This is a genomic window from Roseisolibacter agri (assembly GCF_030159095.1).
GTDB lineage: Bacteria > Gemmatimonadota > Gemmatimonadetes > Gemmatimonadales > Gemmatimonadaceae > Roseisolibacter > Roseisolibacter agri.
In genome coordinates, this window is the sequence record NZ_BRXS01000005.1 from 562,101 (window position 1) to 575,791 (window position 13,691).

Consider the following 13,691-nt stretch of genomic DNA (forward strand, 5'->3'; position numbering starts at 1 on the left):
CTCGTGGGCGCGAGGGCGGTGGGGGCTCGGCCGGCTCGGAGATTTCGCGGGCGGAGCCGCGGCGCGTCTCCGCACCACGAAATCTCAGGTCGCTCGGCCGATCCCCCACCGCCCCCGCACCCCCATCCCTTCTCGGCCCGCGTCGCTTTCACGGCATCGATCTTCGGGCGCCGGCTGAGCTGAGGCGCAGCTCGCGCCGGGCCCCGCCTGGCCGCCGCTCGCGAGGGGAGACGCGCGCCTGGTGGCGTGCCCGGCGCCGACGCTCGGGGGGAGGGGCGGTGTGGGCGCCGGCCGAGCGACCTGAGATTTCGCGGTGCAGAGACGCGCCGCGGCTCCGCCCGCGAAATCTCCGAGCCGGCCGGCGCCCACGCCGCCCCGAGCCACGTGCGGAGCTCAGCCCCGGCTCACCTCACCTAACGGCAGGCTGCGTCCACACGTCGATGCCGCCGGCCTGCGGGCCCACGTCCACCCGCGCCACGGCCTGGCGCGCGCGCAGGTCGATGATCTCCACCGTGCCGGGTTGGGCGCCGATCCCCTCCACCGTCACGAACGCGTACCGGTCGTCCGGCGACAGCGCCACGCCGCTCGGCACGCGACGCGCGGTCGGGATGCGCGCCAGCTCGCGGCCGCTCGCGACGTCGATGAGCGACACGCTCTGCCCGCGCTTGTTGGTGCCCACCAGCAGCGTCCCGTCGCGCGTCACGGCGAGGTTGTACGTCCCCTCGCCGGTCGGGATGCGGCGCGTCATGGTCCACGACGCGACGTCGATCTCGACCAGATCGTTCGACTTGTTGCACGCCACCCAGACGCGCTTGCCGTCGGGTGAGGGCTGCGCCCAGGTGGGGGAGCAGGCGACCGGCGCGGGCGCGCCCGCGTGGTCGGTGTGGCTCGTCATGTCGTGGCCGCTCGCGACGCCGCCCGCGGCCGTGCGCCGCGGCGGCGCGCCCGTCATCCCGCGCTCCGCGCCCTTCGCCAGCGAGAACCAGCGCGCGACCTTCAGGTTGCGGGCGTCGATCTCGACCAGCGCGTCGTCCATCATGCACGCCGAGTAGTGGCGCGTGCCGTCGGGCGACAGCCGCGAGCCGTGGGGCATCGTGCACGTCGGGATGCGCGCCACCTCCGCCATGTCGGGCGCGTAGACCACCGACACCGACGACGGCACCATGTCGCCGTGCAGGTTGAAGTTCACGACGTAGACCCAGTTGCCGTCCGGGCTCACCTGCAGCGTGGCCGGGAAGGCGCCGAGGGTCACGCGGCCGGCGAGCGAGTCGCCGGCCGTCGTGTACTTGAGCAGCGCGCCATTGGGCGTGCCGTGCGCGGTCGAGACGAAGTAGTGCCGCCCGTCGGGCGCGACGCCCACGCCGTGCGGGCCGAGGAGCTCGGTCGGGTTGGTGCCGACGCGGAACTGCCGCTCGACCGTCGCGCCCGCGGGGCCGAACCGCACCAGCTGGATGCGGTCGTCCCCTTCGGAGCCGACGAACACGCGGTAGTCGCGCGTGGGCGGCGCGGCCTGCGCCGGCTGCTGCGCGCGCAGCGGGGTGGCCGCGAGGAGCAGCGCGGCCGCCGTCGCGAGGCGCGTCATGGCACCACCGGGGGCTTCGGCACGACGCGCATCACCCAGAGCCCGTTGTTGAAGTCGTTCACGTACGCCAGCCCGTCCTTCGGGTTCACCACCACGCCCCACGTGAAGGCCGCGTTCTTCACGTTGCCCTCCATGTCGGCGGTGTTGAACGACGCGATCTCGCGCCCCTGCGCGCGCAGGTCGCCGCGCAGCTCGCCGCCGATGTCGAACACGTGGAAGCCGGCGTCGTAGGCGCCGATGTAGAGCGTGTCGCCCGTCGCCCAGACGTTGTGCACGCCGCCCTGCTCGGGCGTGTACCACGCGACCGACTTCGGATGCTCGATGTCGCTGACGTCGATCACCTGCAGCGTGCCGTACATGCGCGACGCCGACGCGTCCTTCGCGCCCTTGACGTTGCCGTTGCGATAGACCTCGTCGCCGATGAACACGTACTTGCCGCCGCGCTGCCGCCACGCGGTGTGCGTGCCGCGCGTGAAGCCCGGCGCCGACGCCTGCTCCACCTCGCGATACAGGGAGTCGAGGTCGTACTTGAACTGCGTCACGAGCACCGGCTTGGCCGGCGTGCCGCCCTTGATCCCGTTGCCGATGTCGAGGATCACCAGCCCGTCGTTCCAGTAGCTGGCGTACAGCAGCCCGTCGTGGATGTCGATGTCGTGCACGTAGCGCGCGGCGTCGGGGCGCGCGGTGCGGAACTCCGTCACGCGGCGCGGCTTGGCCGGGTCGTCGATGTTCACGACGTCCACCGCGCCGGTGCCGTCGTTCGTCAGGAAGACGTGCTTCCCGTGCGTCGGGTGCTCGTACAGGTAGACCGAGTGCACGCCGCCCGTGACGCCGTCGGTGAAGTCGGCGATCTGCTTGGGGTGCAGCGGGTCGCGCGTGTCGGCGATGACGATGCCGTTCTTGCGGTCGGCCGCGCCCTCGCGCGTGAACACCATCACGTTGCCGTCGGCCGTCGTGACCATGTCGTTCACGAGGCGCGTGTTGGCCATGATCGAGTCGACCACCACCGGCCCGGCGGGGTTCGAGATGTCGATCGCGTACACGCGGTCGCCGCCGCCGTGCGTGCCCAGGTAGGCGACCTTCCCGTTCGGGTGGATCCACACCTCCGACGTCGGGAACGCGGTCCGCGGCAGGCGCCCCACCACCTCGACCGGGCGGCGGACGTTGCGCTCCTCGACCTTCACCAGCGTCGTCGCGCTCGCGCCGGGGCCGTAGCTGGCGGTCACCAGGTACTCGCCCGGGCGGTAGCCGACGAACGCGCCCGTCGCGTCGATCTGCCCGTCGCCGGGGGAGAACGACCACGTCGGCGTCACGCCCGACAGCGCGCGCCCGTCGCGGCCGCGCACCTCGGCGCTCAGGCGCACCACGTCGCCCTGCCGCACCGACGTCGGCACCGGGGCGATGACGGCGCGCGCGCCCGCGGCGGCCAGCACGCGCACCGGCACCGTCGCGCGCGCGGCGCCGGCGGTCGCGGTGAGCGTCGCGCTCCCCGGCGCGACCGCGGTCAGCAGCCCGTTCGCATCGACGCGCGCCACGGCGGGCGCGCTGCTCGTCCACCGCACCGGCTCCAGCGCGCGGTCGTTGGCCTTCGAGAAGGGGATCGCGTCCATCCGCAGCACCTGCCCCGCGAGCAGCGCCGACACCGGCGTGCGCACGTCCACGCGCGCGGCGGCGGCGGGGACGATCTGCAGGTCGACGTTGCGGATGAACGGGCGCGTCCCCGGCACGAGCGCGACGACGCTCAGCGGCATCTTGCCGACCGAGCTCGCGACGACCATCCCGGTGGTGTCGATCGCGCCCTCGCCCTGGCCGCCGCGCATCGTGTAGCGGATGATGGCCCCGGGGATCGGCCGGCCGGCCGCGTCGAGCGCGCGCACCACGAGGCGCGCCGAGTCGCCGGCGGTGAAGCGCCCGCCGGCGGGCGAGACGTCGAGGCGCGCGATGGGCGACGCCGGCAGCAGCGAGGAGGGCGCCGGCTCGGCCGGCGTCTGGGCGCCGACCGCCGTGGCGACGAGCGTGGCCGCGGCGAGGAGCGCGGCATGACCGCGCAGGGAGAGGGCGGTGGGCATCAGGCTCACTTGGGGGTGCGGGTGCCGAGCAGCGTGAAGGTGCCGTCCGGATACTCGGCGGCGCCGCGCACGGTGTTGTCGGGGCGGAGGCGGAGCAGGACGGTCGCGAAGGCGTTCGTCTCCGCCCACTGGATGACCAGCGACGCGTCGCCGTCGCGCGGCACCACCGAGATCAGCGGGCGCACGCGGCCGGAGGAGCCGATGAAGGTGCCGCCCCAGCGTCCGCCGCTGTCGGCGACGACGATGGTGAACGGGACGGTGTCGCGGCCGACCACGAGCTTCATGGCGTAGCGGCCGGACGGGTCGAACGCGGCGGGGCGGGCGGGGCCCTGGGCGGCGAGCGGCGCCGCGCCCAGCAGCAGCGCGGCGGTGAGCAGGGAGACGGGGCGCATGACGACGGGGGCTGGGGGAGTACGGCGCGCCCAAGTTGGGAGCCCCGGTCAGAGCTGTCCAGCCGGCTCAGCCGGCCATACCGGCCTAGTCCGCGCGCGCCGCCGGCCGCTCCAGCCACCCGCGCCGTCCGTCCACCTCCACCAGCACGTAGCGGCCGAAGCGGCCGTAGACCGGCGCCTCGACCGGCGCCGCGACCAGCCCGACGTCGGGCGCCGCCGGATCGGGCCGCGCGCGCACCGGCGCCGCGGCGGCCACCTGCTCGCGCGCGACCGGCCGGTCGGCGGGCTCCAGGGCGCCGGCCGCGAGGTAGCCGGTCGTGCGATCGGGGAGCCGCACGCGCAGCCACCCCGCCGACGCGCCCTCGACGGCCACCACCGTCTGCCGCGGGACCGCGCGCACGCGCGCCGCGCGCTCGCCGGGGCCCGCGCGCAGCGCCGCGTCCTCGCGCGTCGTGCGCGCCAGCCGGCCCACGAGCGTGGTGTCGCGCCCCGGCCGCGCGGCCGCGGTCACGCGCGTGTCGACGAACGGGTACGGATCGATCGCGCCCTCGCCGCGGCGGTAGACGCCGAAGTGCAGGTGCGGCGCGGTCGTGCGCGCGTTCCCCGTGTTGCCGACGAAGCCCAGCGTGTCGCCGGTGCGCACGCGCGCGCCCGTCGCGACCGCGTGCCGGTCGAGGTGCGCGTAGTAGAGCGACTGCCCGCGGCGCGTGTCGCGCAGGAACACCACCGTGCCGCCCAGGCGGTTCTCGCCGGCCCACGCGACGCCGTCGCTGCCGGCCAGCACCGGCGTGCCGCGCGGCGCGAAGATGTCGATCCCCTCGTGCGAGCGCGCGCCGCCGTCGCGCGTCGCGCCCCAGACGCTGCGCACCGCGCGGCTGTCGCGGCCGTCCACGGGAAACGCGAGCGAGGGCCCCGTCTCGAACGTCACGCTCCAGCGCACCGCCCGCAGGAGCTCCGGCTGCAGGCGCAGCACGTACGTCGTCCCGTCCTCGTCGGCCTCCAGCGTGTAGCTCGTCGCGAGGCTGTCCGCGCTCTCCAGCAGCCGCGGCGCGCGCGCGGTGTCGGCGGGCACCGCGTACAGCTCGCTGAACAGCCGCGTCCCCGAGTCGGCCGCCGCCTCGACGCGCACGGTGAGCCGCTGCCCGCGCCTCGGCGCCACCCGCCACGCCACCGCGCCCGGCTGCTCGGCCGCGAACGCGCCCTGCTCGCGCAACGGGAGCGCGGCGACGGCGGGCGCGGCGAGCGCGCGGTCGCCGGCGGCGAGCCAGTCGCGGCCGACGGCGGTGCGGTGCAGGTCGGCCGCCTGCAGCTGGCGCACGTACGCCTCGCGCGGCGGGCGGGGCTCCAGCTGCTCACGGAGCGCGCCGGGACCGCAGGCGGCCAGCGCGAGAAGCGAGACGAGCGCGAGGGGACGGATCACGGACATGGTGCGCCTGATACCCGCGAGCCGCGCGCGAGTGCGCCGGGAATCAGGTCAGGAACTCGTGCAGGAGCGAGTGGAAGTGGTGCACCCCGGTCTCGCGCGCGGCCGAGTAGCGCCCGCGGTCGTAGATGCGCGAGCGGAGGTTGCGCTGCACCGCCTCGCAGATCTCGATGTCCTCGTCCTGGATCTCGTCGCTGAACGCCATCAGCTTCGTCCACTCGGCGTCCGTCGTGTGGTCGGCGGGCGGCTCGGCCGCGTACCAGTCGAACACCACGCGGCAGCGGTCGTGCGACAGCGGCAGCACGACGTTCGTCTGCATCTGCCCCAGATAGACGTTCAGCATCGTGTTGGGGAAGAGCCAGACGTAGACGGCCTCCGGCACGTCGGTCCTCGCCGGATCGTAGCGGCGCTCCGCGGCGTTCCCGCCGTGCACCGCGCGCAGCGGCGCGTGCTGCACCGAGTAGTAGCGGTGCGGCTCGACGCGGTAGTTGTCGTAGTCCAGCTCCTTGTGCAGCCCGGGATGCACCACCGGCAGGTGGTAGCCCTCGAGGTAGTTGTCGACGTAGACCTTCCAGTTGCACGCGAGGTCCCACGACTTGCGCGTCACCCAGCGCATCGTCTCGCAGCGGAAGGGCGCGACGCGCGCGGGCACGTCCTCCAGCACCTCCAGCAGCGGCGGCGCCTTGCCGTCGAGGTTCGCGAACACCAGCGGCCCCCACTGCGCGACCTGCACGGGCACCAGCCGCATCTCGTCGGCGCGGAAGTTCGCGGTGCCCTCCATCTCGGGGGCGCGCAGCAGGCGGCCGTCCAGCCCGTACGTCCAGCCGTGGTAGCGGCACTGGAGCGTCTGCCGCTTGCCGCACCCCTGCGCGACGGGCCCCGCGCGGTGCAGGCAGACGTTGTGGTAGCCGCGCAGCGTCGCGCCGTCGCGCACCACGACGATGCTGTCGTTCCCCACCTCGGCCGTCAGGTACTGGCCCGTCGTCGCGACGTCGCTCGCGCGCCCCACCAGCTGCCACGTGTGCGCGAACACGCGCTCGCGCTCCAGCTCCAGGTAGACCGGGTCGTTGTAGAGCCGCGCCGGGATCGTGGAGGCGCGCGCGATGTCGGGGTCGAACGGGAAGACGATCGGCATGCGAGGGACGCGGGTCAGTGCGGCGGATGGGCGACGGCGGGCGCGAGCGGCGCGGCGCGCGTGCGACGCCGCAGCGCATAGTACGGGGTCGCCAGCGCCAGCACCGCGGCCATGCCGAGCGCCTCGGTGCGCGTGGACTGCGCGAGCAGCCAGCAGACGGTGGCCACGGCCAGCAGCGGCACCGTCGGGCCGCCGGGCAGCCGGAACGTGCCCGGCGCGGGCGGCCGCGTGCGCCGCAGGCGCAGCGCCGCGAGGCACACGCCCAGGTACACGAGCAGCAGCGAGATGCTGGAGAGCACGGCGAGCCCGCGGAAGCTGCCCGTGGCGGCCGCCGCGAAGATGAACGCCGCGAACGCGACGATCGCGACCCACGGCGTGCGGCGTCGCGGATGCACGCGCGCCAGCGGTGCGGGGAGCAGCCCGCGCTCGGCCATCGCCAGGAAGCCGCGCGGCGCGCCCACCATGTCGGCGGCCAGCGCGCCGAACCCGGCGATCGCCGTGCACGCGAGCACGATGCGCCGGCCCGCGTCGCCCGCGAGTCGTGCGGCCGTCGCCGCGAGCGGCGCGTCGGTCTGCCGCGCCAGCCCGTCGCCCAGGACGCCCTGCGCGGTGGCCTGCAGCGCGGTGTAGAGCAGCACGAGCGCGAGCGCCGCGCCCAGCATGCCGCGCGGCACCGTGCGCGCCGGGTCGCGGATCTCGCCGCTGGGCGTGAGCGCGCTCTCCGCGCCCATGAAGGCGAAGAAGAGCACGAGCGACGTGGCGCCCAGCGCGCGCGCCGACGGCCAGCCGCTCCACGCGAGCGCCCGCCACTGCATCGCGGCGACGCCGAGCGCGATCAGCAGGAGGAGCGGCAGCAGCTTGGCGACCGTGACCGCGACGGAGAGGCGCGTGCCCTCGCGCACGCCGCGCACGTTCACGGCGGCCAGCACGCCGACCAGCAGCGCCATCCCCGCCAGCCGCGCCACACCGCTGCCCAGTGCGGGGACGAAGCCCGCGAGCGCGTCCATCAGCACGTGCACGATGGCGGCGTCCGACGCGACCGAGAACGGCAGCGCGAACACGACCCACGTCAGGAAGCCGGCGAGCGGCCCGAACGCCTCCTCGACGTAGATCACGGCGCCGCCCGATCCGGTGACGCGGCCGCCGACCTCCGCGAAGCAGCCCAGCACCAGCAGGATGAGCACGCCGCAGACGGCGTAGGCCACGAGCGCCGCGGGCCCCAGCATCCCCGCCACGACGGCCGGCAGCGCGAAGATCCCCGCGCCGACGGTGAGGTTCACCGCGTTGGCGCCCAGGGCCCAGGGGCCGATGACGCGCTCGAGGTGCGCGGGTGGGGCCTGGCTGCCGGTCGGGCGCACGCGGGAGGGGAGGGAGGCGGGGCGGGACGGAACGGGCGCACGATGCCGCCGGTACACGCGGGGCGCCAGCCGGACGCGGTACCTCCGTCGGTGGCCGCGGGGTACTTTCCAGCCCCGTGGCCCACGCGTGACCCGTCCTGCCGGTCACGCGTGTTGCAAGACAGCACCGGCGTCCGCGTTTAGTTCACTCCCTGTACGATATGACCCCGACTTCCTCCGTCCTCGCCGACCGCCTGCGCGGCACCGCGTTCCTGCACGGGCTGCCCGACAGCTACTTCTGGCGGCTCGCGCGCGCCGTCACGCCCGAGTCCTACGCCCCGGGCGAGGCACTCTTCAACGAGGGGGACGAGCGTCGCCTGTTCGCGATCCTGCTCGACGGCGCGGTCGCGATCGAGCGGAAGGCGGAGGGGCGCGAGGTGCGCCTCAGCACCCTGGGCGCCGGCGAGGGGGTGGGCGAGGGGCTGCTGCTGGGCGAGGCGGGCCGCCACGGCTCGACCGCGCGCGCGCTGTCGCCGGTGGACGCGGCGGTGATGACGCGGCCGCAGCTGGACGAGCTGATGAAGGAGAACCCGCCGATCTACGCGGCGCTGGTGGCGCGCGCGGCGCGGGCGATCTCGCAGCGGCTGCGCAGCGCGGACGCGACGCTGGTGGGCCGCGGGCGCACGATGGGCTTCGCGGGCGGCGCGACGCGCCGCGAGCACGACCTGCTGGGCGAGCGCGACGTCCCGGCGGACGCGCTGTACGGCGTGCAGACGATGCGCGCGCTGGAGAACTTCCCGATCACCGGCGTGCCGCTGCGCGAGTTCCCGCAGCTCGTCGAGGCGCTGGCGGCGGTGAAGACGGCGGCCGCGATGGCGAACCAGGAGCTCGGCCTGCTGTCGCCCGCGGTGTCGCAGGCGATCGTGCAGGCCGCGAGCGAGGTGCGCGGCGGGCGGCACCACGAGCACTTCCTGGTCGACATGATCCAGGGCGGCGCCGGCACGTCGACCAACATGAACGCGAACGAGGTGATCGCGAACCGCGCCCTCGAGCTGATGGGCCGCGAGCGCGGGCAGTACGAGACGGTCCACCCGAACAACCACGTCAACCTCTCGCAATCCACCAACGACGTCTATCCGACGGCGGTGAAGCTGGCGCTGCACCGGAGCATCGACGGGCTGCGCGAGGCGGAGCGCGACCTCGCCAACGCGTTCCTGGCCAAGGGCGAGGAGTTCGCGCCGTTCGTGAAGATGGGCCGCACGCAGCTGCAGGACGCGGTGCCGATGACGCTCGGCCAGGAGTTCGCGGCGTTCGGCCACACGATCCTGGAGGACGTCGACCGCCTGGCGGAGGTGCAGGGGCTGATCCGCGAGATCAACATGGGCGCGACGGCGATCGGCACGAAGATCAACGCGCCGGCCGGCTATCCCGAGGCGGTGCGGAAGCACCTGTCGGCGGTGACGGGGCTGGAGCTGATCACCGCGCCCGACCTCGTCGAGGCGACGGCCGACACGGGCGTGTTCGTGCAGCTCTCGGGGGTGCTCAAGCGCTGCGCGGTGAAGCTGTCGAAGATCTGCAACGACCTGCGCCTGCTCTCCAGCGGCCCGCGCGCGGGCCTGGGCGAGATCAACCTGCCGGCGATGCAGCCCGGGTCGTCGATCATGCCGGGCAAGGTGAACCCGGTGATCCCCGAGGTGGTGAACCAGGTCTGCTTCGACGTCATCGGCGGCGACGTGACGGTGACGCTGGCGGCCGAGGCGGGGCAGCTGCAGCTGAACGTGTTCGAGCCGGTGATCGCGTACCGTCTGCTGGGCAACATCGCGACGCTGCGCAACGCGTGCGTGGTGCTGCGCGAGCGGTGCGTGCAGGGGATCACGGCGAACCCGGACCGCATGCGCTGGTTCGTCGAGAACTCGATCGGGATCGTGACGGCGCTCGTGCCGGTGCTCGGCTACGAGGCGTCGACGGAGATCGCGAAGGAGGCGCTGGAGACGGGGCGCGGCGTGTACGACCTCGTGATGGAGCGCGGGCTGATGACGCGCGAGCAGCTGGACGAGGCGCTCAATCCGGAAGCGATGGTCGGGTGACGACCATGCGGTGTGCTGCGTGGCCGGCATCTTCGTACCGGACCCGAACGGCAATGCAAGGATAAGATCGGATCAAGTCTGATAACGACGGATGGCTCCGTGTGGCGCGACGTTCCTCGCACCTGCACGGAGCCATCCCTCGTTATCCGATCTTCTCCGACTTCCATCCTTGCGGCCGTTCGCCGTTCAAGGATCCGCAGTCCGCAGCCCGCAGCAGTCCGTTCGAGGGACCGTCACGTCCTGAACTCGCCCAGGAGCCCCCGCAGCGCGCTCGCGCCGCCCGACAGCTCCTCGGCGGTCGCGGAGACCTGCTCCACCGCGGCGGCCGTCTCCTCGGTGGACGCGGCCACCTCCTCCGCGGCGGCGGCGTGCGACGCGGCGGCGTCCCGGGCGCTCACGAGCGCGCGCTCCGCGGCCTCGATGGCGGCGCGGTTCTCGAACGTCAGCGCGGTCACGCGCTCCGACGCCTCCTCGACGCGCTTCACCGAGTCCTCGATGCGGGCCAGCGCGCGCGACGCGCCGCCGGCCACCAGCTCCGCGTCGCGCAGCCGCGCCGCGCCGGCCTCGCTGGCGGTCACCGCGCTCGTCACGCGCTCGCGGATGCGGCGCACGTTGTCCGTCACCTCGTCGGCCGCCGCCGCGCTCTGCTCGGCCAGCGCGCGCACCTCCTGCGCGACCACCGCGAAGCCGCGCCCCGCGCTGCCCGCGCGCGCCGCCTCGATGCTCGCGTTGAGCGCCAGCAGGTGCGTCTGCGACGCGATCTCCGAGATCACCGCCACGAAGTCGTCCACCACCGCCGTCGCCTCGCGCAGCGCCGCCATCTCGCGCGCCGAGTCGTCCGCGCCCTCGCGCGCACCCAGCAGCGCGTCCACCGCCCGCGCGATCTCGGCGCGCGTGCCGGTCGCCGTGCCGCGGATCTCGCGCCCCGCCCGCTCCGACGCCTCCGCGGCCTCGGCGATCGCCGCGCCCTGCTCGGCCAGCTGCTCCATCGCCGCGCTGGCGGAGTGCAGCGCGTCCAGCTGCACCGACGCGCCGTTCGAGATCTCCAGCACCGCGCCCGTCACGTGCTGCGTGGAGACGGCGGTCGCGCCGGCGTTCTGTGCCAGCTCGCGCGCCGCGCCCGTGACGCGGTCGGTCTCCTCCTGCACGCGGCCCAGCAGGATCCGCAGGCGCTCGCGCGCGCGGTCCACCGCGAAGCCCAGCCGCGCGTACTCGACCGCCGGCTGGTCCTCGGCCACCCAGGTGCGCAGGTCGCGGCCCGTGCGGCGTCCCGTGCGCTCGCGCGCGCGCTGCGTCGCCTCGCGCAGGTCGCCCGCGCCCATCGCGCCCAGCTCCTCGCCCAGCGCGGCCAGCGGCCGCGTGACCGCCGCCGACGTCGCGACCGCGAAGAAGGCGCCGACCGCCAGCGCCGCCGCCAGCAGCGCGGCCAGCTTGACCTCCTCGGTGCGCAGCGCGTCGGCCATCAGCGACTCGCGCTCGATCCCGCGCACCGCGGCCGCGGTGCGCAGCTGCGCCAGATCCTGCCCGATGCGCGACACCTCCTCCATCGCCTCGGCGAGCACGCGCTCGGCGGGCTGCGGGCGGTTCAGCGCGTGGTACGCGCGCACCATCGCGAGCCGCGCCTCGGTGGCCGACTGCTTGGCGCCGATCGCCTCCAGCTGCGCGCGCTCCGCGGTGCTCAGGCCGTGGACCGCCATCGCGCGGCGGCGGAGCTGGTCCGCCTCGTCCATCGCCTGCTGGTAGCGGCGCAGGTAGGCCGGGTCCCCCGTCTCGGCGTAGCGCGAGCCCACCAGGATCTCGCGCAGCACCGCCGCGCCCACCTGCTGCACCGTGTCGTTGTGGACGCGCAGGTCCACGAGCGCCGCGGTGGCGCGCTCGTTGGCGGCGGTGAGGCCGGCCACGCCCACCGCCCCCGCCATCGCCAGCAGGATCAGGTTCGCGCCGAAGCCGGCGCGCAGCCAGGCGCGGATCGTCCGCGGACGCGGCCCGCGCCGCAGCATCGCCACCAGCGCCGACCCGGCGGGGCGCGGCGCCGGGGTGGAAGGCGGGGGCGGAGCGGCCGTGGCCGGCGCCTCGGCGGGCAGCGGGTGCTCCATCGTCCAGCCGGGGATCGCCAGCTCGTCGGTGGGCTGGCGGAGCGCCGCGTGGTCGGACACCGGGGTGGGGCGCGAGGTCGTGCTCACGGCCGGGCCTCCGAGGCGGCGTCCGCGGCGGCGAGGGTCGGAGCGGCGGCGGCCCGCACGCGGGCGACGACCACGCCGCGCCCCACCACGTCGTGCCGGGCGTCGAAGGCGATGGGGCCGGCGACGCCGCGGAACGCCGGCGCCGTCTTCCCGAGGGCGCTCAGCCAGTCGCGCACGGCGGCGCGCCGGCGCGGGGCGTCGGGGCCGACGGCCGTCGCGGCGCGGCCCAGCAGCATCGCCGCCTCGTAGGCCATCGCGGCGCGGACCCCCGGCGGCGCGCCGAACTGCTTCCCGTACGCGCGCACGAAGGCGCGCCCCTCGGGCGTCGCCGCGCGCTCGGCCACGAAGGCCACGGCGTAGTGCACGCCCGCGAACTCCGCCGAGTCGGCCAGCGGGGCCAGCGCGTCGCCGCCGAGGACCGGCGCCTTGAGTCCCGCCTTCCGGAGGGCGCGCAGGAAGGGGCCCGCGTGCTCGGCGCTGCCAGGGAAGAGGATGAGGTCCGGCTGCAGCGTCGCCAGGTAGGCCGCGTACGGCTCCCACTCCGTGACGCCGTGGACGTACGGGTCGCGGGCGACGATCCACCCGTCGCTTCCCTTGTAGGCCTTGGCGAAGGTGGCGGCCCAGTCGCGGCCGTACGAGTCGTTCCGGTAGACGATGGCCGCCTGCTGCGCGGCCAGCGAGTCGGCCGCGAAGGCGGCCACGCCGCGCGACGCCGTCTCGTCGTTGGGGGAGACGCGGAAGAGCCAGGGGCTCCGGCCGGCCAGCGCCGCGCTGGTGGCGGTGGGGGAGACGGCCACCACGGCGCGCTCGCCGTCGCCGTCCACGTCCTCGTAGACGGGCAGGGCGTCGAGGGTGCGGCCGCTCTCGGCGTCGCCGACGATCCCGGCCACCTTCGGATGGTCGCGCAGCAGCTCGGCCGCCCGGACGGCGCTCGTGAGCCCGCGCGGCGTGCGGACGGCCGTGAACACGAGGCCGCGCGCCCGGACGGCGCTGTCGGCGTTCAGGGTGGCGACGGCGAGGTCGACGCCGTTGTGGATCGCCTCCATGCCGGGGCGCTCGGGGTTGAGCGCGATGCCGATGGCGATCGTGTCGGCGGGGACGCCGGCCGCGCGGGGACCGGGCGCGGCGCCGCGGCAGCCGGCGACGCCCAGGAGCAGCGCGGTCGCCACCAGGGCCGCGCCCGCGGCGGTGCGGGCGGCGGCGCGCAGGCGGGGATGGGCGCGCGGCGCGCGGGGGCGCGGGGCGGGGAAGGCGGCGATACGGAGCAGGGCCGGCATGCCGGGGGCGGTCGGGACGTGCGGAGGCGCCCCGGGGACGGCGGGCGCCCATGGCGGGCGCGAGAGTGACGACCGATCGCGGGGCCGCGAAACGGGATGCGCGGCGCGCGGCCCCCGGGCATGGGTGAAATCCCTGACACGGACCGGGGGAATCGCCCGACGCGCGCGGACGTGGGGCATCGGGCGACATTGCGCGCGAGCGGGCG

Annotated in this window: 9 protein-coding genes; 1 reads left to right on the top strand and 8 read right to left on the bottom strand. The window is 75.3% G+C overall.

Going from position 1 to position 13,691, the window contains the following annotated elements; translation table 11 throughout:
- Positions 1-409: 409 nt before the first annotated feature.
- The 6 genes from rosag_RS17965 to rosag_RS17990 all read right to left on the bottom strand — a co-directional run bounded on the left by rosag_RS17965 (position 410) and on the right by rosag_RS17990 (position 7,959).
- Positions 410-1,582, bottom strand: coding sequence for a YncE family protein (locus rosag_RS17965; RefSeq protein WP_284351549.1), 1,173 nt, complete (start codon positions 1,580-1,582; stop codon positions 410-412).
- Positions 1,579-3,651, bottom strand: a complete 2,073-nt coding sequence (locus rosag_RS17970; protein WP_284351550.1) for an Ig-like domain-containing protein — start codon at positions 3,649-3,651, stop codon at positions 1,579-1,581. Before rosag_RS17970 ends, rosag_RS17965 begins: the two co-directional genes overlap by 4 nt.
- 5 nt (positions 3,652-3,656) lie before the next feature.
- Complete coding sequence (locus tag rosag_RS17975) at positions 3,657-4,043, bottom strand: hypothetical protein (protein WP_284351551.1); 387 nt, start codon at positions 4,041-4,043, stop codon at positions 3,657-3,659.
- 85 nt (positions 4,044-4,128) lie between these two features.
- Entirely contained in the window at positions 4,129-5,463 is a 1,335-nt protein-coding gene (locus rosag_RS17980; RefSeq protein ID WP_284351552.1) for a M23 family metallopeptidase, read from the bottom strand.
- Between the two features lie 49 nt (positions 5,464-5,512).
- A complete protein-coding gene (locus tag rosag_RS17985; protein WP_284351553.1) occupies positions 5,513-6,601 on the bottom strand; it encodes an aromatic ring-hydroxylating oxygenase subunit alpha in 1,089 nt (362 codons plus the stop codon).
- Between the two features lie 14 nt (positions 6,602-6,615).
- Complete coding sequence (locus tag rosag_RS17990) at positions 6,616-7,959, bottom strand: APC family permease (RefSeq protein ID WP_284351554.1); 1,344 nt, start codon at positions 7,957-7,959, stop codon at positions 6,616-6,618.
- Positions 7,960-8,159: 200 nt separating this feature from the next.
- On the opposite strand from rosag_RS17990, the gene rosag_RS17995 reads away from it, so the two are divergent.
- Positions 8,160-10,025 carry an aspartate ammonia-lyase gene (locus rosag_RS17995; protein WP_284351555.1) on the top strand — a complete coding sequence of 622 codons (1,866 nt, stop codon included), beginning with the start codon at positions 8,160-8,162 and terminating at the stop codon, positions 10,023-10,025.
- Between the two features lie 233 nt (positions 10,026-10,258).
- Here the strand turns inward: rosag_RS17995 and rosag_RS18000 are convergent, their stop codons facing one another.
- Both rosag_RS18000 and rosag_RS18005 read right to left on the bottom strand, forming a co-directional pair.
- Complete coding sequence (locus rosag_RS18000) at positions 10,259-12,208, bottom strand: methyl-accepting chemotaxis protein (protein ID WP_284351556.1); 1,950 nt, start codon at positions 12,206-12,208, stop codon at positions 10,259-10,261.
- Positions 12,205-13,485, bottom strand: coding sequence for an ABC transporter substrate-binding protein (locus rosag_RS18005; protein ID WP_284351557.1), 1,281 nt, complete (start codon positions 13,483-13,485; stop codon positions 12,205-12,207). The genes rosag_RS18000 and rosag_RS18005 overlap by 4 nt, the downstream gene beginning before the upstream one ends.
- Between the last annotated feature and the right edge of the window lie 206 nt (positions 13,486-13,691).

What these genes read in the sequence shown, in the direction of transcription:
- rosag_RS17970 (WP_284351550.1), bottom strand. Translation starts at nt 3,651, where the DNA reads ATGCCCACCGCCCTCTCCCTGCGCGGTCATGCCGCGCTCCTCGCCGCG.
- rosag_RS17965 (WP_284351549.1), bottom strand. Translation starts at nt 1,582, where the DNA reads ATGACGCGCCTCGCGACGGCGGCCGCGCTGCTCCTCGCGGCCACCCCG.
- rosag_RS17995 (WP_284351555.1), top strand. Translation starts at nt 8,160, where the DNA reads ATGACCCCGACTTCCTCCGTCCTCGCCGACCGCCTGCGCGGCACCGCG.
- rosag_RS17985 (WP_284351553.1), bottom strand. Translation starts at nt 6,601, where the DNA reads ATGCCGATCGTCTTCCCGTTCGACCCCGACATCGCGCGCGCCTCCACG.
- rosag_RS18005 (WP_284351557.1), bottom strand. Translation starts at nt 13,485, where the DNA reads ATGCCGGCCCTGCTCCGTATCGCCGCCTTCCCCGCCCCGCGCCCCCGC.
- rosag_RS17975 (WP_284351551.1), bottom strand. Translation starts at nt 4,043, where the DNA reads ATGCGCCCCGTCTCCCTGCTCACCGCCGCGCTGCTGCTGGGCGCGGCG.